Here is a 20,428-nt window from a genome sequence, read left to right as displayed (position 1 = left end):
GGACCAAGGTTACTCCGACCCAAAATTGGTTGTTTGACCATTATTGCTGAATTAGCATCCATTTTTTAACCGGCAGTATAAATAGCTTGAGACAGTGATTACTTAAAAACCCCACACTAAATTTTCTAACTCCTGCAAGCTCCTTGCTTTATCCTCCCAGTTTGGAATTCTTACCTGGATGTTTAAATTACTGTATTGATGAAGCAACATTAATGCAGTCAACTGATGGCTCAATGTCTTCGTCAACTCATGGGGTAAATAGCCATAAGCCGTTAAAAACGTACGGAGCAATTGCTTGTCACCTTGTATAAGGAAAGCGCCTGGACCAAGCAAATCATATTCAGGCAACCCCAGCATCGCATCGCCAAAATCAATCAATCCACTGATATGCCAAATACCATCTACTTGCTTAACTAAAAAATTCATTGGGGTATATTCCCCAGTTAAAATAACTGGTTTTTTGAGCGCTGGTAATAGCTCTTTGACTGAATCAAGGTAAGCAGGCAGCTCTTGTAATAAAACTGTTGAAAGCCCTTTAGCCCGATGATGTTCTTCGCACTGCGCTATTTGTTTTTCAAGAAATTGTGGCCAATGGCAATCAATCGCTTCAAGTCCATCCGCAGGTAAGGCATGAACTTCCCGAATGAGCTCTCCTAACTCGCGAAGAATAACCATTTTATTGTTATGGGCCATGGTTTCCCAAAGGCTTTCCAGAAGTGTTCCTTCAAGTTTACTGAGAATAAGATAAGGCCACCCAAAGACTTCTCCTTCGTACTCCAGTGTGGGGGTTTTTATAGAAAGTCTTCCATCCAAATGCTTTAAAACCAATCGCTCACTTTCAAATTGGCCCTGATGAAACGGCGGAAAAATTTTAATCACTTTACTATCCCCATAGGAAAAGACAATGTTTGTCCCTTCAGAAAATAGCCTTCGTGATGCCTCCGGTAACTGGTGTCTATCAATAACGGTGGCAACCAGGTCTTCTGCTATATCCGGCTTGTGTTTTTCATAGTCTTCAAAGGTATGAATCGTTGAAAGTGTCTGGTTTAAAGAGGTGTTATCCATCAATTTTTATCCTGATCCTGTTATTGCTTGATAGCCCGCAACATTGATTGTCGCATCATTAAATGACTACATGCCAGGAAATAGAGTTGACATCGGTGTGATATTTTTTTCTCGACAAGGGAAAAACCCTTTCGCCTGCATGCCACAACCTTAGCTACTCACCAGTGGGATAAGTTTCGGGTAAATCATCAGGGCGTAGTTGATTTTCCTTTGATAAAGCAGTTAAGGCACTGGTCTTATCAATGTGAATAATGCTATCAAATTGATAAGGTAAGCGGGAAAAATAATAATGACTCAGCCGTTCCGATTCCGGCAAATAGATAACACCAATAGCCCTTTGTAATCTGGCGTGTTTCAGTAGTTCTATCAGGTGGCTTTTGTTACGTAAGTTTAAAAAGAAAGTACGGGTTGATAGCTTATGAAATAATGCTTCGTAGCTTGCTTCAAGCGCTGGCAATACTGTTTTAATTTCAGCAGGATAATCCCAATCGGATGAGGCCGTTACAGTCCCTGTATAAGTAGAAAATCCTAAAAGATAAGAACTGGTATCATAGTGCTCTCGAACAATTTGGCCTAAATTCACTTCCCCCCGATCATTCATCTCGGTTGCCCTGGCATCGCCAACATGAGAATTATGCGCCCAAACAATCACTTTAGCTGGCAAATTGCTTTTTGATTCAATGTGAGCAATAACATTGCTTAACGTTTGGGCCATATGGTTATCGCGTAAATTCCACGATATGGCCCTGGGCTCAAACATAGCCCGATAATACTCTTCAGCATTTTTTACCAGGCGTGCATTTTGATTGGCATAAAATTCTGCTTCACTCAGCAATAATTTATCCGCGTTTAATTTTGAAAATGTTCGATGTTGCATTTCCAATAACTGATCTTTAACTTCCTTGATACATGAATGTTTCAAATGTTGATTGACAAAATAACCATACATTTGTGGATCCATGGCTGTATGATCAAAACAAGCGTAACGATTTCTAGCTTGCTCAGCCAAGTCAGGCTGTTGTGATGCTAAAAACTCTATAATAGCCTGCATCGAATCATGTAAACTGTATAAATCCAATCCATAAATTCCAACCTTGGCTTTGACATCAAGACTGTCATTGTATTGTCTCAACCAATGTAAAAATGGAGGTATTGTTGTATTAGCCCACATCCAGGTTGGGAAACGGGTAAAGTGCTTCAAAGCGGTTCGTTCATTCCGGAATTCATTACTCCCCAGAATATAACGGTGCATGGAGTAAACACTTGGCCAATCACCTTCTATGGCAATAGCCTTGAACCCTTTTTGTTCGATTAATAATTGACTTAAAGCAATACGAGTTTGATAGAATTCCTCCGTTCCATGAGTGGCCTCACCCATTAAAACAATTCGTGCCTCACCAATGCTGTCAATAATTTTATCGAAACCAGAGGTCTTGGTGATTTCAATTGGATTAATTGCCTTGGTCAAAAGATCAGTTAATTTCTCATCAATTACCAGATTGGCCATTATCCCTCCTGTTATGTTCCTGCCTCAACTAATCTCGCTTTAATTCATTATTAACATCATTTAAAAGATCAGCCTCAGGAACATGAACTAAATCTTTTGGTATTACACGAATGATTACGTTTTCAACTTGTTTATTGATATCTTTTAATAAGAGGCCATGCATAGCAGGGGAGCAGACCAGGATCAATTTCTCATAGTCATTTACAGCGTGGCCATGTTCAAGAATCTTGGCAATTTCTTTTGAAAATCGCTCAATTCGGATTGCTTTGGGATCGGATTCCTGGCTATATGCCCCATGCGCGCCGGAGGATTGGTATCGACCTGGCTTATCAGAGGTAAGCTCGATATCTTTTAATTTATTTTCAGTGTGTTCTATTTGTTTAACCAACGCTAAACTATTTTTTGAATAGTCATATATTCTGCATATTGTTGAGTCGAAAACTACAAGCCAGGTTAGATGCTGTGATTTCATAATACCTCCATGTAATAACAACCAGTCCGCTGAGCTGTCCATCAGAAACCAAGCCCTTCGCAATAACCGAAGAGCAAAATAAAGGCCAACTGGTTAAGGAAAGACCTTTTCTCAAATATCCCTTAGTTTATAGACTATAGATTTACTTTTAACAATTTGCAGACAAAGAACAGATAACAATAGATAGCATTGGAAGCTCGCACCTAGGGACCCAGAGCAGGAGATGGGGGAGAAATGCGCTCAGCTTGGGTATAGTCTAAAAATTGGGCCCGCAAAGTATTAGACAAAACCCTATTAACCAATTTTAATGGCTTATCAGAAGGCAAATGCGGATGAGTTGCTTTTATTTTATCTATCGCCTGAGTACAGGCCGTTAAAAATCGGCTTACTAAAAATTCATAATTTTTCACAGTAAAATCAACCTTCGGATGAAAAAGGATTGGCCTTTTATACAGCATTTGGTTGTAGGTAGCCGCCATGTGTTCCAAGGTTTGAATAGAAAAATCCAAATTAATATTTCCCGGCATTTTCATCGCTTCAGTGAGGTACTCCTCTATAGACTGAGGTGAATGGTCGGCATCTATAACAACTAGTTTACCGTTTGCAACCCCCCAATTACCCTCATTCATTACAAGATCTTGTACAAATGTTCCAGCAACAGCCAGCTTTGCTATACCTGACTCACCTATTTGCTCGACAACTGTTTCTCGTATGGCCCTCTTGATTTGCAACTCATCGGGAGTGCTCCCTTTGCGATGATTTAACTTGATGACTGACCGGGTACACTGGGTAATAATGCTTTTGAAACCAGTAAAATTCTCGATAAACTCAGAGGCAAGGTATTTTTCAGCCTTCATTACGTCACCAGATGATGAGATATATCGGCCATTTTTCTCATGAACCAGTTTAATCCTTGGAACATCTATGCCAATATTTTCTTGAACAAAATAGAGGTTATGCATCCCTAAGAGAATATTAGAATACCTATCTCCTTCCCCTTCTTCACAGACTTTAAGGAGATATTTTTTATCTTTAATAACACAGATTTTACCTGCACTTACCCCATTTGTTTTTTGGTTGCAATCTCTAATCATCCCCGTCACAGGCTGAATGGTCAGTGTATGACTCATATCGATTGGCTTTAATAGCAAACCGGGCACTGGTTGGGTAACAGGCCTGTAGAGGCTTAAGGCTCCAGTGGTGCTGGCGTTAGAGGGTTGAGCAAAAAATGTTTGAGTCCGGGGGACTAACGCTTTTTGGGTTCCTTTTTGTGCACCACTTTGTTTTGTGGGTGTTGCCCCTGCAGGGGAGATTAATGCTGACAACGCCAAAATAAAGAGTACCTGCTGTGCGAATGATAATTGATTAAAATCTCTTCCACACGCAGAAAAAACAAAAGGCTCCAGCGGTTTATTTCTTTTTTTATCTACAGGCAACCGTTGTTTTGGATTAAATTTATGCTGTGTTTGATAAGTTGAGCGATGAGGTGGTTTGCTCTTAAAATGACTTCTTTTTTCCCGCATTGCAAAGACTATAAAAAAACCAGTTAGCGCAATATATTATCATTTGCAGCTTAATGAATTATTAAGTCCTTTTTTTTATCACTGCTAATTATTACACTTTTTTGGCCTATGCTTTTTGCGGGGACATAGCGTATTTCTTTCGATATATTGGGGTCAAGCTTAATTGGGCACTGGCCTTGTGAACTCGTTTAATGTCACGAAGGTCTTAAATAAATGGAAATGTCCCTCTCGATTCGTATTATCAATGCATGAATAGCCGCCCTGATGGGCTCTGTAACCTCAAATTGAAATTTGAGTTCGTTAACTTCTATACCATACAAAACCAAATTCTTTGGTAATAAATGAAGGGTTTTTCCCATCTCTATTGTATTTGCCAGTCCAAATTCATGCGTGGTTTGTATTGAATTAATCGTCTTGATTTCTTCATTTTCAAGATAAAGAAGGCTACCTACCTTTGCCCCTGTTCTAACCGCATCAATCAAAAAAACCGTTTTTGCCTGTTGCATCAAATCGAGCAAATTAAGGCCTGGCCTGTCACAAGACATGAACTGTAGTTGCTCGGCAGAATAGACTTGAAGCGTTTTCTTCTGTTGTAATCCCTGGACAACCTCCCACCCTAAGCGGTCATCTCCAAAAGGTGACCCAATACCTAAAATCAGCAATTCAATCATCTCGATTCACATCTAAAGTTAAGAAATGAGTTGAACAGGAAATGCAGGGATCATAATTTCTAATGAGTTTTTCACTATAACTCCTAAGTTCATCACTTGGTTTTTCAAGTCCAAACTGCTGCAGGGAGCGGTATAAATCCTCTTCAATACAGGCCTGGTTTTGGCTGGTTGGAGGAACAATCCGGGCAGATTTAACCAACCCTTGCTCATCAATTTCAAAACAATGCCACAATAAGCCGCGCGGTGCCTCTGTACATCCATAGCCGCGACCTGAAGCGATATTCACGTCCGTATAAGAAGAATCAGGATAGCTATAATTTTCTAAAATACGGGAAGCCTCCAATAGACAAGAATAAATTTCAATTGCGCGCGCTAAAATGCTGTGATGAATATTTTTACTTGGAAAATGAAGGTCTAATTGCTTTAGAAAAACTTTTATTTGTTCGGGTAACCGCTCATGATTGATATTTAACCGTGCCAAAGGGCCGACCAAATAGGGTTTACCGTCCAATAAACAGTGAAGCGCATTGGAATAGGGGACTTGATGTTCTTTAAAGTAATTATCAAACTCATCGATAGCAATATTCAACCCTTTATCTGAAACAATGCGTCCCTCATTCATTGGATATTCCTGCTCATGAAATAAAGAAACGCAAGTGAAGTCATGGAAGGTTTTTCCAAAAGGCAAGGTGTTTATCCATCGAATAAGTTCTTCACAATCGACAAGGGATGCCTTTATTTTTTGTAATAGGCTTTGCACAAGCAGTGGATCAGGAGCCTTGTAAAAACCGCCAATCCTCGCACCGACCGGATGGACCGATCGCCCCCCCAATAATCGCATCAATTCATTGCCCAATGCTTGTAAACGCAAACCGCGACGCACTTCATGAGGGTAAATTTTTGCCATCTCGGTAACTGCTTTAAAACCCAAACTATCAGGCAAAGCCAAAAGATGGATATGTAAGCTATGGCTTTCTATCCACTCCCCACAATAAAACAAACGCCGCATCTCGCGCACCCACGGACTAGGCCGCATGTTAAAACAATTTTCAATGGCCTGCGTTGCGCTCATTTGGTAAGCAACCGGGCAAATACCACATATACGAGCAACAATATCTAAAACCTCGCTATAATCCCGTTGCTCTAAAAATTTCTCAAATAACCGAGGCGGCTCATAAATTTTGAGCTGCAACGATTGAATTGTATTATTCTTAATTTTTATTTTAAGCGCGCCCTCTCCTTCCACACGAGCAAGAATAGGTACTTCAATTAATTTTTCTTTATTCTTTGACAATCTTAATCCCTTTAAAATAATTACCTGCCTGGTTAAATGCGGCCGCTTGATTATTGATATGCAAAAATTGCTTGGCGATTGTATCGAAGCGACTTCCATTTTGGGCAAACCGAAGGCCTAATGAATGCGTATTGGGATTTTCCGAAGGGCCATAACACGCATAACAGGCACGTCCATATCCAGGGCAAAGAGCGCCACAACCTGTTTGAGTAACAGGGCCCATACAGGGTTCTTTTTTAGCAACCAATACACAGACCAGCCCTTTGCGCTTGCATTCCAAACAGACCGCATCCCTCTTAATTCGTGGAACAACGCCAAACAATAGCGAACGCACCGCATTCATTACCTGATGGGTATTAACAGGACAACCCCATAACTCCAAATCCACCCTCACATGGCTTGAAATCGCTGTAGAGGTACTTAGCGCTTCAATGGTTTTTGGTGACGCATATATACTCGCCATCCATTCCTGATAATTTGCTGCATTGCGTAAAGCCTGAATACCTCCAGCTGTAGCACAGGCGCCAATCGTAATAAGAAACGTGGAATTTCCACGAATCTTTTTTATACGCTCTGCTTCTTCAGGTGTTGAAATACTTCCTTCGACAAACGCAATATCAATTTTTTCCTTAAAATCAACAAGACCGGCTTCAGCAAAATGTGTCAGCTCAACCAATTCGGATAACATGAGCAAGGCCTCTCCAGCGTTTAAAAACGCCAACTGACAACCATCACAAGAAGTGAATTTATAGACTGCCAAGCGCGGTTTACTCATTTCAAAATCCTGGTTCTGTAAACAAGGCTTTTATACAATCATAGGCAAAAACAGGACCGTCCTTACAAACAAATAAACCACCATATTGACAATGTCCACAGTGACCTATCCCACATTCCATATTGCGTTCCATACTAAGATAAATCGCTTCCCCGGAAATACCTTGATTAATCAATGCCAGGGTAGCAGCCTGCATCATTCCTTCAGGACCACACATCATGGCTATTGTATTGTTGGCATCTAACTGAAGTGAAGTAATCATATCCGTTACGTAACCAACACTCCACGGCCATTTTGGACCAGCCTTATCGGCAGCAATATAAATTTCGGTTTGCGGCATGGCTTGCCATTTTTTATATTGCTTGCGAAAAATAAAATCTTCACTATGTTTTACACCCTGAAAAATTTTTAGGGCCCCATACTGTTCCCGCCTGGCTAAAATGTAGTTAATAACGGAGACTGTTGGTGCGCATCCCAAACCGCCTGTCACAATCACAATATCTTTGCCTACAGCCCCTTTTACAGGCCAACCATTGCCAAATGGACCACGAACACCAACATAATCACCCTTGTTCAATTGCTGCATTGCTTTTGTTACTCGTCCAACCGCACGAATAGTATGCCCAAGATAAGTTTTCTCTGCCGGATCGGAACTAATTGAAATAGCGACTTCACCTACACCATACAGGTAGAGCATGTTGAATTGTCCGGGATAGAAAGAAAAAGCCTGCTGGTGTGACTTTTCAACAAATTGAAGATCGAGGGTGAAAATCGTGGCTGACTCTTGATGCCGTGCTTTAATTCTTGCAGTTCGAGGTAGATAGGAATCCCTGATCATTATTTCGTTTCCCTCACATTGGATTCACCTGAAATCGCAGCTAATTCTTCGGTAATATCAATGCCTACTGGACACCAGGTTATACAACGGCCACAACCTACGCATCCACTCGTATCAAACTGATCAAACCAACTACCTACTTTATGCGTCAGCCATTGACGATAACGCTTTTTTGTATCATCACGAATTGGGTGGCCGGCCAGGTAACTGTGGCCTTCCGTAAAACACGAATCCCATTCACGCTCCAGGGTACTGCCTTGTCCATCAAGACTGGGATTTGTTATTTCACTATGGCAAAAACAAGTAGGACAGACAGACGTACAATTGCCACAAGATAAACAGCGTTCAGCAACCTCCTCCCAACGTGGATGACCTAAGTTGGAGAATAATAAATCTCGCAACCCTCGCTGGTTATCCAACGGGATACGCTTCGTTTGCATGGCATCAGCATTAGCAATTTCCTGTCCGGCATCGTTACCTTGTTGTGTTGTTGCCAATGATAAATTTAGACCGGAAATTAACTGATGTCCACGCTCGCTGCCTCCTTGAATGACGAAACCCGAATCCAATTCTGTCATTAAGAGATCGAAAGGACTCCTGACATCGGGTCCAGTCCCTGCCGAAACACAAAAGCAATTATCAGAGGAATAACCACAATTAACAGCAATAACAAATAGCGATTCACGGCGTCTTCGATAGCGCTCATCTTGATGGGCCTGAGATAAAAAAACCTTATCCTGAATTGCCATTGCGGCTAAATCACAAGAACGAGCCCCAATAATAGCGATTGGCAATTCATTAGCGATACAGGGTTTAAATTCCAGTTTTCCTGTAGTGCTCCGTTCAACACGCCAAACCGTTTCACTGGGTTTAAATAATAACGGCTTGATCGCTTGCGGGCCATTAGCCCATGAAAATGCCCGTTGTACAGGGAGGCGTTCAAGGCGATACTCGCCTGGGGCCTGATGGGCTCGAATACCCCAAGGCAACTGGTTTGCCTCTGTGAGCCTATCATAGACAATTGCTCCGTCACGGACTTGAGGCCCCACACAAGAGAAACCTAATCGCTGCAGTGCATCAATTAATTCTTGTAACTTTTCCTGGGGCAAAAAATAGTTCCGATCATTCTCCATACCAGCCTCATCCTTAGCGAGTTAGCAAATTCGTGGTAACTGATCTCCACTTAACCAATCCATAATTCGTAGTCCTCCTAATTTTGTACGCAATTGTACAAAATGCCTGGGATCTTCTACGACGTCTCCAATGATTGCTGCTTCTTGACCTAAGGGATGGCTTCGCATGGTTGCGATTAACTTATCAGCCTCTTCTGCAGCACAGATGGCCAAGAGCTTGCCCTCATTGGCCACATATAACGCATCTAAACCCAGCAGTTCGCAAGCACTTGCCACTTCCGTACGGATAGGAATTTGGTCTTCATCGATAACAAAGCCAACCCCAGATTGTTCCGCCCATTCATTTAAAGTCGATGCCACGCCACCTCGCGTAGGATCGCGAAGACAATGAAGTGAAGGTACCGCATCAAGCATGTGGCTAACCAACCCATTCAAAGCGGCTGTATCCGATTTGATTGTTGTTAAAAACTCCAAATTATTGCGCTGAGATAGAACAGCAATGCCATGATCACCCACATAACCGCTGAGAATAACCTTGTCACCTGGCCTTGCTTGATCGCCGGAAATACAAACTCCCTGAGGCACTACGCCCAATCCCGTGGTACTAATAAATACCCCGTCCCCTTTACCACGTTCTACAACTTTTGTATCTCCGGCAATAATCGCCACATTAGCAGCAAGGGCAGCCTCTGCCATTGAGGTCACAATTTTTTTTAAGTCCGCCAGTGGAAAGCCTTCTTCTAAAATAAAACTTGCTGACAAATACAGTGGTTTCGCCCCGGCCATGGCAATATCGTTTATCGTTCCATGCACCGATAAGGAGCCAATATTTCCCCCTGGGAAAAATAAAGGGGAAATAACATGAGCATCGGTGCTCATTACCATTCGCCCGGACTCCACAGAAAAACAGGCTTGATCATTTTTTTGTCCGAGCCAGGGATTATTAAAGGCAGGCAAAAAAATCTCGTTAATTAATTGCACCATTGCTCGTCCACCACTGCCATGGCTCAAATCAATAATACCGTTTTTAATATTTAATTTTGGTCCTGCCACCCTTCTTTGGCTGATAGTTTCCATCTTTAACGCCCCCTTCCGTATGCATAAACCGCAGCGCAGGCTCCTTCAGAGGAAACCATACAAGAACCCAAAGGATTTTGGGGTGTACACACCTTGGCAAATAATTTGCAATCACTCGGTTTTTTTATACCGCGTAAAATAGCCCCGCAATCACATTGCTTATGTTCAACACCAGGAAGATCGGGCAACAAAAAACGCTTTTCCGCATCAAAACGCTCGCAAGTGGTTTTAATTTGCAAGGCACTTTCCGGGATATTACCCAACCCGCGCCACTCAAAATTGGAACGCAATTCAAACACGTCTCTTGTGATAGCTTGTGACTTTAAATTTCCTTCTCGAGTCACTGCACGTGTGTATTGAATTTCAACATCACTGTGCCCTTTGTTAATTTGCTCAATCAACATTAAAATGGAATGCAGAACATCAAGTGGTTCAAATCCTGAAATAACAATGGGCTTTTTATAGGTTTTACTTATTGGTTCATAGGCCTGGCTACCTGTCACAATGCTTACATGGGCCGGTCCTATAAATCCATCCAGATTATGAATACTCTCCTCATCGCCCGATGATTGCAAAAGGGAATTCATGGCTGGAGGCGTTAATACATGATTACAAAATACTGAAAAATTAGACAAACTTAATCTTGCAGCCTCTTTAATCGCATACGCTGTAGGCGGCGTTGTTGTTTCAAAGCCAATAGCAAAAAAAACAACGTCTCTCTCCGGATTAAGTTTCGCCAAGCGCAATGCGTCATCCACCGAATAAACCATCCTGACATCAGCTCCCTTTCCTTTTACCTGCAATAGGCTTTGCTGATTGGAACCTGGCACACGCAACATATCACCATAACTACAAAAAATAACGTTTGATAAAGTAGCCAGAGCAATTGCCTTATCAATGCGGTTTATAGGTAAAACGCACACAGGGCATCCAGGGCCGTGAATCATTTCTACATTATTGGGTAAAAGACTTGGGAGACCATAACGATGTATGGTATGAGTATGCCCACCACAAAACTCCATCAAGCGATACTGCCGCCCAGACGATGCCTTATTAAAAATCTCTTTGGTTATTATTTTCGCAAACTCGGCATTACGAAAATCAGTAATGTATTTCATTGGGCTTCCTGCATTTCAGCAAATAACATCAGTGTTTTTTTGGCTTCTTCTTCATCCAGCCTTGTCAGAGCATATCCCACATGAAGAATAACGTAATCACCCTCTTTGACTTGTTCTAATAGGGCGATCGAAATTTCTTTTTCAATGCCGCCTAAATTCACTAGCGCTCTTTGAGCGTCCAGCAATCGAATGACTTGAGCAGGAAGCGCTAAACACATAGGAATTCTGTCTCCTTGTAATTACCAGCCAGCCATGCCTGTCCCAACGAAATGCCACCATCATTGACAGGCACTTGTTGCGGTAAATAGACTTTCAGCCCTCTACCTTCCAATTGTTTTATCAACCCTTCTGCAAGCACCTGGTTTAAAAAACATCCACCACTTAATAAGATCTGCCTGATCGAAGTTTTTCTTACCTCAATCATAATCCAATCCACCAAACCCGCAATTAAAGTACCATGAAAAACATTGGCACCACCCCTGGGATCCCTATCAAGTAACTGGCTGAATGTGGGTAAAAAATTGATTTGATTGTTGGCGACAGTCCACCCCCCTTCAAACACTTCAGGATTAGTGACCAAGCTTTCAAGCTGCATAGGCGCTTGCCCTTCGTATTGAGAAATCGTGTTGATGCCTAATAGAGCACTTGCTGCATCAAAAAGACGACCACAACTACTGGTAGTCGGCAAAGAATTACTGCTTTTTAGCCAATGAATCAACTCGGAAACATGCGGCTTGTCGGAAAATCGGCGAATTATCTCATCCTCTTTTTGCAAACCATGTAAAATTGCAGCAGCCATCCGCCAAGGCTCGTGAATCGCTCGCTCTCCACCGGGTTGAGGCAGGGGATAAAAATGCCCTAATCTTTGAATTTGTCTATTTTCGAGAAGAAATAATTCCCCTCCCCAAGCCTTACCATCCCATCCATACCCGTATCCGTCTAACACGATACCCAAGGCGGGATCCAAAATATGATACTCTGCGGCAACCGCTGCCAAATGAGCCTGATGATGCTGTACAGAAATGACTGGCAAATCATAGTGATTAGCAAAGCTTGTTGTATAAAAATCAGGATGCAAATCACAGGCAATCCGTTCCACTGTCACGTCAAGAAATCGCATCCAGTGAGAGAGTGACTCATGAAAAAAATCAATCGTTTCTTTATTCGTTAAACTTCCTATATGTTGAGAAATAAACGCTTCATTCCCCCGCGTTATACAAAACGTATTCTTAAGATGCCCCCCTAAAGCCAGGGTTGAAGGTATGGAAAAAGGCAATTGAACACTGATAGGTGAAAATCCTCGCGCACGGCGTATAAAACGAGGCTGGTTATTGATAAAACGCATGACTGAATCATCGACACGAGTAACCACCTGGCGATTATAAGAAATCACTAAATCAGCAATCGCTATTAACTCATTATGCGCCTTTTCATCCTCGATCATTAAAGGATTCCCTGCCATATTGGCACTTGTTGCAATCAATACCAATGAATGAGGCTCATCCAGCCATTGCAAACCCTCCGGATAACCTGCCAGAGCGTGGAACAATAAATAATGCAAGGGGGAAGAAGGCAACATCACACCCAGATCAGATAAACCTGGGGCAATAATTTCCGGAAGAATTTCCTGCTTCTTTTTTAATAATACGATAGGTCGCGCCTGGCTGCTGAGACTCTCTTTCTCTTTATCACTGACCGTTACAAATTTCTCAGCACTCATGCAATTTAGCACCATTAACGCCAATGGTTTTGCTTCACGGTATTTTTTTTGACGTAATCGTTGAATAGTCTCATTATTTCTTGCATCACAAAGTAGTTGATAGCCACCCACTCCTTTGAGAGCAATAATTTTTCCTTCCAATAGCGCTTGGGCAATGGCTTGAATGGAAACGGAAAGTGCTGGACCACAGTCTTTACAAGCCGTAGGTTGAGCATGATAGCGGCGATTCTCAGGCGAACTATAATCACGCTTGCAAGACGGGCATAAAGTAAATTCACCCATCGATGTCTGGCAACGATCATAAGGTAATTCCTTAGTAATCGAAAACCGTGGACCACATTGTGTACAGTTCAGAAAGGGATAGTAATAATAGCGGCTATCAGGATTAAAAAGCTCTCTCAGGCAATCAGGACAAGGACTCATATCAGGCGATATAATGCCGCGTGAAGCACCGGTTTTTTGACTTTCAAGGATAAGAAAATGGTTTTCATTAGCGATTAAAGCAAGATTGCTTGTTTCAATATCGTGAATCCTGGCTAACGGCGGTAACGACGTTAACAGGTGGGAAAGAAAAGAAGAAACAGACATTCCCTGCACTTCAATCAGGACACCTATCGTATTATTTTGCACCCATCCAGTTAGATTTAAGTGCTGAGCAACGCGGTATACATGAGGACGAAAGCCGACTCCCTGAACCTGGCCTTTAATTAAAATCCGTAATCTTTCTATCTCAGCCATTATTCACTTGTATTGCTTCCAGCCATTCATACCATTTATCTAAACCCTCTCCCGTTGTTGCAGAAACAGGCAACACATTCACCTTTGGATTAATTTTTTTTACATCTGCAATACAGCGATTGATATCAAAATCAACATAAGGCAATAAATCCGTTTTAGTGAGTAATAATAAATCTGCTTTACGGAACATTTCCGGGTATTTTAACGGCTTATTATCCCCTTCTGTTACAGAAAGAATCACTACTTTATAGGCCTCACCCAAATCAAATAAAGCAGGACAGACCAGATTGCCTACATTTTCAATAACAAGAAGGGAGTAATTTTTTAACGAAAGGTTTTCAACAGCATGACCAACCATATGCGCATCTAAATGACAGACTTTGCCTGTATTGATTTGAATCGCTTCCCCACCACTTGCCTTAATTTTTTCAGCATCATAATTTGTTTGTTGATCACCGACGACCACGGCTATATCCAGGCGATGCTTTAAGTCGGCAATCGCTTTGGCAAGTAAGGTTGTTTTACCTGAGCCAGGACTTGACATCAAATTGATAGCAGTAATTTTATTGTTTAAAAAAGTACGGCGATTGATTTCGACGAACTCATGGTTTTTTGCCAGTATTTCTTGCTCAATTGCAACAAGCTCGCCTGCATCATGGTGATGGGTATGTAATAAATTGGCATCTTCATGATGCTCATGATGGTCTCTTTCTGAACCTGAACAACCGCAAAGTCCACACATTATTCGACCTCCATCGATTTAACACGCAGCTCTTCACCCTGGATTATTCTTAACGAATATTGCCCACAAATCTTGCAGCCATCATAATAATTTTTAAGCATAACAGTTTCCTGGCAAAAGTCACAGATGGCCTGTCCCTTGATGTCGATGATCTCCAGACTCGCATTTTCGGCGATGCCGCCTCTGGCCACCACACTAAAACTAAACCGTAAAGATTCCTGATCAATGCCGCTTAATTCTCCAACCTCCAGATAAATTTTCTTTACCGACTGGCAATGGATTTCGGCGGCTCGCTCCTTAACGATTTCAAGAATAGCGCGAGAGAGTGTTAGTTCATGCATATTAAAATTAATTATCAGGTATAGACATAACAGCTTAGATCTTAAAAAATAACTTGTCTCTAAAAAGGATCAAAACCATTAATACAATAACTAACTCCACTCTACTAATTATCCTTTTTGTATTTGGATTAGGATTGCGCCATGGTCTGGATTTGGACCATATAGCAACCATTGACTCCATCACCAGAACGCTTAGAGCAAATAATCAACTGTCAAAGCGTGTGGGTTTTCTATTTTCGTTGGGACACGGGTTAGTGGTCATTATTCTCAGTGTGATTATCAGTAACGGCATGATTCGAGCCCAATTCCCAACATGGCTTGAGCCGTTAGGAAGCTACATATCCATCTTTTTCTTATTGGTTTTTGGATTAATCACGCTTTATAGCAGTTTACTCCACAAAAAAAAATTACACCCGCCAACCACAACCAGTATAGGAGGCTTTTTCGCCCTCACCCTGAAACGATATAATGCGTTCTGGATTACTTTAATTGGCGCTCTTTTTGCTTTTTCCTTTGATACCTTTAGCCAGGTCGCCTTATTTTCCATTTCAATGTCTTCTTCAAATCATTGGTATTTTGCAGCCCTGCTTGGCCTGTTTTTTATGTTGGGGATGATGGCAACCGATGGGCTCAATGGCTTTATGGTATCCCTACTCATTCAACGAGCCGATAAATTTTCTTTTTTGATTTCAAGGCTTTTGGGATTTTTTATTGCTTGTTTCAGCCTCATCTTGGGTTTGTTAAGTCTCTATGCGGAATTAAATAAGCTCGGCTAAAATAGACAGGCTTCAATTTTCATAAAATGGCTTAGGGTTGTTTGAAAAGGAAGGATCCCATCATGCAGTCATGGCACGCATTAAGCGTAGCGGAAGTAAAAAGAGTTTTAGCTGAACAACCCAAGAACTATGGCACAAACGAACTGAAAGATTTCGAAACTGTGCCATGGTACTCCATGCTGGCAAGACAATTCGTTAATCTCCTGATTTTTGTTTTGCTTTTCGCAATGGCTATCTCTTTTTTTCTTGGTGATCTTTGGGATGCCCTGGCTATTCTTGCTATTGTTATTTTTAATGGGCTTCTGGGCTTTTTTCAGGAATGGCGAGCAGAAACAACGATACAAAAACTGAAATCGTTACTATCCCCTTCGTGTTACATTATCCGCAATGGCGAAAAAGAACTCATTGATGTCAAAAAACTCCTTCCCGGCGATTGCGTCCTTTTACAGGAAGGCAATATTGTTCCCGCAGACATTCGGGTCACTCATGCAGTTGATTTATTAGTCAATGAAGCTGAACTAACTGGCGAATCGGCACCTGTTGCAAAGCTAACAGAAGCCTTAGCAGAAAAAACAATACTCACTGATAGACGCAATATTGCCTTTATGGGAACCCATATTGTCAGTGGGCATGGTGAAGGCCTGGTTGTTGAGATTGGCATGAATACCGAATTCGGACGTATTGCGCAACTAACGGGAACCATTAAAGAAACGAAAACAAAACTTCAACATCAACTGGAAACGCTCGGCAAGCAATTTGGACTTATAGCACTTCTTATTTCTTCTCTGGTAATCATTGCCGGCGTACTTGGTGGTAAAAATATTATAACGATGCTTATGACAGGGATATCATTAGCTGTTTCCGCTATTCCCGAGGGTCTTCCCGCTGTTGTCACAATTGCCCTGGCATTAGGCGCAAAAAGAATGGCTCATAAGAAAGTCTTGTTACGCCGCCTTCAAGCTGCAGAAACATTAGGTGCAGTCTCGGTTATCTGCACTGATAAAACAGGGACACTGACCCGTAATGAAATGACGGTTCAAAAAATTTGGACAGCCGATGGCGTATTTTCAGTTACCGGAACAGGGTATGAGCCACATGGCAATTTCCAGAGAGAAGGGCTGGTCATCGAGCCTGAATCCTATCCTGAACTTATAGCCTTATTAACAACATGCCAAAAATGCAACCATGCTTGCATTAAAAAAATTGACCAGCAATGGCAAGCAATCGGCTCTCCTGATGAAGCAGCCTTGATTGCTGCCACCATCAAGGCTGGATTAGAACTTTCTCATCATCCTGTTATTAGAGAATTTGCTTTTGATTCAAATCGAAAACGCATGTCTACTGTTGAAGAAACGGAAGCCTATCTCATCGTTCATGTAAAAGGTGCTCCAGAGGCCATCTTGAACCGTTCTACCCATTTTTTGATGGGCAAGGAAGAAAAAGAGCTCACTAAAGAATATCGGGATCACATTGAAAATGCGTATATCGCTTTTGCGAAGCAAGGCTTAAGAACACTCGCCATCGCTAGAAAAATAATACCCAAAGAACCCGAAATTACTGTGCAGGATGCGGAAACCAACCTCACATTCCTGGGCGTCATTGGTTTGTTTGATCCACCTCGCTCAGAAGCCCCTCTTGCCCTCACCCAAGCAGAGCAAGCAGGCATTAGAGTCATTATGATTACAGGCGACTCTCCTATTACAGCCCATGCCCTGGCAACCCAGCTCGGCTTGGATATTGAAAAAATTGTAACCAGTGAGGAGATTAGCGAATTAACTGATCTCGCTTTATGTCAATTATTAGAGCAAAAAATCTTGTTCGCCCGAACTGTTCCACAAGATAAATTTCGCATTGTTAAATTGCTCCAATCCCGAGGCAATCTCACAGCAATGACAGGAGATGGCGTCAATGATGCCCCTTCCCTCAAACAAGCGGATATTGGTATCGCCATGGGGACAAGAGGAACCGATGTAGCCAGAAGTGCCGCTGATATGGTTTTGTCAGATGATAACTTTGCTTCAATTATCGCCGCCATAGAAGAAGGGAGAAGGCAGTATGCTAACATCCGCAAGTTTATTCTTTATTTAGCCGCTTCAAATACGGGTGAGTTATTAGCCATTCTGATTAATATAGTGATTGGTGGTCCCTTGATTCTTATGCCCATTCAGATTCTGTGGATTAATCTTGTTACTGATAGCGCTACCGCTATCTCACTTAGCTTGGAGCAAGCAGAAAAGAATAGTATGAAACAACCCCCTCGCCAGATTAATCAACCCATTTTTGATAAAAAAGCCCTGCTTTTATTAGGACTGTTTGGTTCTTACCTTAGCTTAACGGCTTCTTTCCTCTATCATTTTTATTTGAATGAATCCTATGAAATAGCTAACACAATGGCTTTTACAGCCATTGTTGTCATGGCGAATGTTCTTACCTTAAATTTTCGCAGCTTTCAAAAACCCATGTCAGAAATTGGCTGGTTTTCTAATAAACTATTACTCACAGCGATTATAGCAATGATAGCACTCCAGATCGCAGCGGTGTATCTGCCTGTATTACAACCTATTTTTCACACAGTTCCCTTATCGCTACTCAATTGGGGAGTCATTGTTCTTTGCGCACTCCCTCTCTTTATTATTCCAGAAGCTTATAAACGCATTAGGGAATTGTAATTATAATTACTTATATTGGTGCTTAGGAGTGAATTATTAAAACTCATCTTTCTACTACTCAATCCATTTTTAAATGGCAACCCTACATTGCCTTTCTTTCCTTATTCGCAATCTGCTTGTATTTTTTTCTACGTGCTTTAGACCTCTCGTCGGCAGAAATCCCTTTGTTATTTATTATTCTCCTGGGCGGCATACCTTTATTTCTTCAGATTCTATTTAAGTTATTCCAGGGTAATTTGGGTGCTGATTCACTCGCCGCAATTGCCTTGGTAACGAGTGTTATTTTACATGAATATTTGGCTGCAACGTTTATCATTCTTATGCTTGCCAGTGGCCAAACTTTAGAAACCTATGCCAGACGCAAAGCAGCATCGGCACTATTAGCATTAGTTGAACGCATGCCTTCCATTGCACATCGACAAACCAATAGTCACCTTGAGGACATCCCCCTATCCTCCATCCACATTGACGATAAAATCGTTATTTTCCCTCACGAAACCTGTCCTGTTGATGGCATAGTCATCAATGGACAAGGTACTATGGACGAATCCTATTTAACTGGAGAACCTTATTTAATATCCAAAACGCCAGGTACTTATGTTTTATCCGGTGCCATTAATGGAGATTGTGCCCTCACTGTACAAACCACCAAATTGCCATCTGACTCACGCTATGCAGCAATCGTCAAAGTATTGGAAGAGGCAGAACAAAAACGCCCTGCAATCAGACGATTAGGCGATCAAGTAGGCGCTGTTTTCGCTCCCTTCGCCCTTTTATTTGCATTCATTGCCTGGTACATCAGTGGCGATGCGTTACGGTTTCTTTCTGTGCTGGTTATTGCGACCCCTTGCCCCTTATTAATTGCGCTCCCCATCGTGATAGTCAGTGCTATTTCAAAAGCCGCTAAACAAGCGATCATCATCAAAGATCCGGTTATTTTAGAACAATTACCCCTCTGCAAAACGGCTATTTTTGATAAAACAGGTACCCTGACCTATGGCAAACCCTCGCTCACCGAAATTATTACTGCTGGCAATTATAAAAAAGAGGAAGTATTACAATATGCCGCTAGCCTGGAACAGTATTCCAAGCATCCCCTCTCAACCGCTATTCTCAATGCAGCCAATGAGCAAGCTATCATGCTTCTTAACGCAACCGATGTCTCCGAGAAACCAGGACAAGGATTAACAGGACGGCTCAATGGGCATACCGTGACTATTACAAGTAGAAAAAAACTTCTGGAGTCTGGTGCCTCCGGTGATAACCTTCCGCCCGTTTTATCTGGATTAGAATGCATAATACTGGTTGATGATCGGTATGCCGCTTCGCTTCATTTTCGTGACGCTCCCCGGCTCGATAGCAAACCCTTCATCAGTCATTTAGGCCCAGCCCATCAATTTAAAAAAGTAATGCTCGTTTCCGGAGATCGCCAATCGGAAGTAGACTACTTGGCTAACCTGCTGAACCTGACTGAAATCTATGCATCCCAAAGCCCTGAGCAAAAACTTGCTATTGTGCGACAGGAAAGAAAGAATGCACCGACGGTTTTTATGGGGGACGGCATTAATGATGCTCCAGCCCTCACCGCTGCCACTGTTGGCGTGGCCTTTGGCCAACATAGTGCTGTTACTTCCGAAGCAGCGGGAGCGATTATCATGGAGAATACATTAAGCAAAGTCGACGAACTGATTCATTTAAGTTTAAATACCCGACGGATTGCCGCACAAAGTGCTATTGGTGGAATGGTGCTGAGCATTATAGGAATGGTATTCGCAGCAGCAGGTTTTATTACACCAGTCGCAGGGGCTATCCTACAAGAACTAATTGATATTATTGCCATCCTTAATGCGTTAAGATTAGCGACAGGAAAAAAGATTACGATTGATCTGCCAAACTATATGATAAATAAAAATGGTTAATATACTTTGTCGGCATGCAGCTATTGAGATTAGGTGTTTAAACGATTTTA

18 protein-coding genes are annotated in these 20,428 nt (G+C 41.9%); 3 read left to right on the top strand and 15 right to left on the bottom strand.

The window, feature by feature from the left end; genetic code table 11:
- Positions 1–102 precede the first annotated feature (102 nt).
- From Lfee_RS06720 to hypA, 15 genes are all read right to left on the bottom strand, one after another.
- Positions 103–1,065 (bottom strand): phosphotransferase family protein, encoded by a 963-nt coding sequence (locus Lfee_RS06720; protein ID WP_058445158.1) that lies wholly within the window; start codon positions 1,063–1,065, stop codon positions 103–105.
- 154 nt (positions 1,066–1,219) lie between these two features.
- The gene (locus tag Lfee_RS06715) at positions 1,220–2,572 is read right to left on the bottom strand and encodes an erythromycin esterase family protein (RefSeq protein WP_058445157.1); all 1,353 of its coding nucleotides are present in this window, start codon (positions 2,570–2,572) and stop codon (positions 1,220–1,222) included.
- Between the two features lie 28 nt (positions 2,573–2,600).
- Positions 2,601–3,044 carry a host attachment protein gene (locus Lfee_RS06710; RefSeq protein ID WP_058445155.1) on the bottom strand — a complete coding sequence of 148 codons (444 nt, stop codon included), beginning with the start codon at positions 3,042–3,044 and terminating at the stop codon, positions 2,601–2,603.
- A 203-nt stretch (positions 3,045–3,247) separates the two neighbouring features.
- Positions 3,248–4,567: a dihydroorotase gene (locus Lfee_RS06705; protein WP_058445153.1), complete on the bottom strand. Its 1,320-nt coding sequence runs from the start codon at positions 4,565–4,567 to the stop codon at positions 3,248–3,250.
- 194 nt (positions 4,568–4,761) lie between these two features.
- Positions 4,762–5,238 (bottom strand): hydrogenase maturation protease, encoded by a 477-nt coding sequence (locus Lfee_RS06700; RefSeq protein ID WP_058445151.1) that lies wholly within the window; start codon positions 5,236–5,238, stop codon positions 4,762–4,764.
- Complete coding sequence (locus Lfee_RS06695) at positions 5,231–6,532, bottom strand: Ni/Fe hydrogenase subunit alpha (RefSeq protein WP_058445149.1); 1,302 nt, start codon at positions 6,530–6,532, stop codon at positions 5,231–5,233. The genes Lfee_RS06700 and Lfee_RS06695 overlap by 8 nt, the downstream gene beginning before the upstream one ends.
- A complete protein-coding gene (locus Lfee_RS06690; protein ID WP_058445147.1) occupies positions 6,519–7,307 on the bottom strand; it encodes an NADH-quinone oxidoreductase subunit B family protein in 789 nt (262 codons plus the stop codon). The genes Lfee_RS06695 and Lfee_RS06690 overlap by 14 nt, the downstream gene beginning before the upstream one ends.
- Before the next feature lies 1 nt (position 7,308).
- Positions 7,309–8,145, bottom strand: a complete 837-nt coding sequence (locus Lfee_RS06685; protein WP_058445145.1) for an FAD/NAD(P)-binding protein — start codon at positions 8,143–8,145, stop codon at positions 7,309–7,311.
- Positions 8,145–9,278: a 4Fe-4S dicluster domain-containing protein gene (locus tag Lfee_RS06680; RefSeq protein WP_058445144.1), complete on the bottom strand. Its 1,134-nt coding sequence runs from the start codon at positions 9,276–9,278 to the stop codon at positions 8,145–8,147. The genes Lfee_RS06685 and Lfee_RS06680 overlap by 1 nt, the downstream gene beginning before the upstream one ends.
- 21 nt (positions 9,279–9,299) lie before the next feature.
- The gene (hypE, locus tag Lfee_RS06675) at positions 9,300–10,355 is read right to left on the bottom strand and encodes a hydrogenase expression/formation protein HypE (protein WP_058445142.1); all 1,056 of its coding nucleotides are present in this window, start codon (positions 10,353–10,355) and stop codon (positions 9,300–9,302) included.
- A gap of 2 nt (positions 10,356–10,357) precedes the next feature.
- Entirely contained in the window at positions 10,358–11,473 is a 1,116-nt protein-coding gene (hypD, locus tag Lfee_RS06670) for a hydrogenase formation protein HypD (RefSeq protein WP_058445140.1), read from the bottom strand.
- The gene (locus tag Lfee_RS06665) at positions 11,470–11,691 is read right to left on the bottom strand and encodes a HypC/HybG/HupF family hydrogenase formation chaperone (protein WP_058445138.1); all 222 of its coding nucleotides are present in this window, start codon (positions 11,689–11,691) and stop codon (positions 11,470–11,472) included. The genes hypD and Lfee_RS06665 overlap by 4 nt, the downstream gene beginning before the upstream one ends.
- On the bottom strand, positions 11,682–13,931 hold the full coding sequence (gene hypF, locus Lfee_RS06660; RefSeq protein WP_112854671.1) for a carbamoyltransferase HypF: 2,250 nt from the start codon (positions 13,929–13,931) through the stop codon (positions 11,682–11,684). Before hypF ends, Lfee_RS06665 begins: the two co-directional genes overlap by 10 nt.
- Complete coding sequence (gene hypB / locus Lfee_RS06655) at positions 13,924–14,673, bottom strand: hydrogenase nickel incorporation protein HypB (protein WP_058445136.1); 750 nt, start codon at positions 14,671–14,673, stop codon at positions 13,924–13,926. Before hypB ends, hypF begins: the two co-directional genes overlap by 8 nt.
- Complete coding sequence (hypA, locus tag Lfee_RS06650) at positions 14,673–15,014, bottom strand: hydrogenase maturation nickel metallochaperone HypA (protein WP_058445134.1); 342 nt, start codon at positions 15,012–15,014, stop codon at positions 14,673–14,675. The genes hypB and hypA overlap by 1 nt, the downstream gene beginning before the upstream one ends.
- A 53-nt stretch (positions 15,015–15,067) precedes the next feature.
- On the opposite strand from hypA, the gene Lfee_RS06645 reads away from it, so the two are divergent.
- The 3 genes from Lfee_RS06645 (at position 15,068) to Lfee_RS06635 (ending at position 20,378) form a co-directional block, all read left to right on the top strand.
- Complete coding sequence (locus Lfee_RS06645; RefSeq protein WP_256593762.1) at positions 15,068–15,790, top strand: HoxN/HupN/NixA family nickel/cobalt transporter; 723 nt, start codon at positions 15,068–15,070, stop codon at positions 15,788–15,790.
- Between the two features lie 62 nt (positions 15,791–15,852).
- A complete protein-coding gene (locus Lfee_RS06640) occupies positions 15,853–18,459 on the top strand; it encodes a cation-translocating P-type ATPase (RefSeq protein WP_058445132.1) in 2,607 nt (868 codons plus the stop codon).
- 116 nt (positions 18,460–18,575) lie between these two features.
- Positions 18,576–20,378 carry a heavy metal translocating P-type ATPase gene (locus tag Lfee_RS06635; protein ID WP_238584881.1) on the top strand — a complete coding sequence of 601 codons (1,803 nt, stop codon included), beginning with the start codon at positions 18,576–18,578 and terminating at the stop codon, positions 20,376–20,378.
- Positions 20,379–20,428: the final 50 nt, after the last annotated feature.

This window comes from Legionella feeleii (genome assembly GCF_001467625.1).
GTDB classification, from domain to species: Bacteria; Pseudomonadota; Gammaproteobacteria; order Legionellales; family Legionellaceae; genus Tatlockia; species Tatlockia feeleii.
The sequence above is the reverse complement of the archived record's forward strand: the minus strand, read 5'-3'. Positions and strand labels throughout refer to the sequence as shown.

Coding starts and splice junctions, on each gene's coding strand:
- Lfee_RS06720 (WP_058445158.1), bottom strand. CDS start 1,065: ATGGATAACACCTCTTTAAACCAGACACTTTCAACGATTCATACCTTT.
- Lfee_RS06715 (WP_058445157.1), bottom strand. CDS start 2,572: ATGGCCAATCTGGTAATTGATGAGAAATTAACTGATCTTTTGACCAAG.
- Lfee_RS06710 (WP_058445155.1), bottom strand. CDS start 3,044: ATGAAATCACAGCATCTAACCTGGCTTGTAGTTTTCGACTCAACAATA.
- Lfee_RS06705 (WP_058445153.1), bottom strand. CDS start 4,567: ATGCGGGAAAAAAGAAGTCATTTTAAGAGCAAACCACCTCATCGCTCA.
- Lfee_RS06700 (WP_058445151.1), bottom strand. CDS start 5,238: ATGATTGAATTGCTGATTTTAGGTATTGGGTCACCTTTTGGAGATGAC.
- Lfee_RS06690 (WP_058445147.1), bottom strand. CDS start 7,307: ATGAGTAAACCGCGCTTGGCAGTCTATAAATTCACTTCTTGTGATGGT.
- Lfee_RS06685 (WP_058445145.1), bottom strand. CDS start 8,145: ATGATCAGGGATTCCTATCTACCTCGAACTGCAAGAATTAAAGCACGG.
- Lfee_RS06680 (WP_058445144.1), bottom strand. CDS start 9,278: ATGGAGAATGATCGGAACTATTTTTTGCCCCAGGAAAAGTTACAAGAA.
- hypE (WP_058445142.1), bottom strand. CDS start 10,355: ATGGAAACTATCAGCCAAAGAAGGGTGGCAGGACCAAAATTAAATATT.
- hypD (WP_058445140.1), bottom strand. CDS start 11,473: ATGAAATACATTACTGATTTTCGTAATGCCGAGTTTGCGAAAATAATA.
- Lfee_RS06665 (WP_058445138.1), bottom strand. CDS start 11,691: ATGTGTTTAGCGCTTCCTGCTCAAGTCATTCGATTGCTGGACGCTCAA.
- hypF (WP_112854671.1), bottom strand. CDS start 13,931: ATGGCTGAGATAGAAAGATTACGGATTTTAATTAAAGGCCAGGTTCAG.
- hypB (WP_058445136.1), bottom strand. CDS start 14,673: ATGTGTGGACTTTGCGGTTGTTCAGGTTCAGAAAGAGACCATCATGAG.
- hypA (WP_058445134.1), bottom strand. CDS start 15,014: ATGCATGAACTAACACTCTCTCGCGCTATTCTTGAAATCGTTAAGGAG.
- Lfee_RS06640 (WP_058445132.1), top strand. CDS start 15,853: ATGCAGTCATGGCACGCATTAAGCGTAGCGGAAGTAAAAAGAGTTTTA.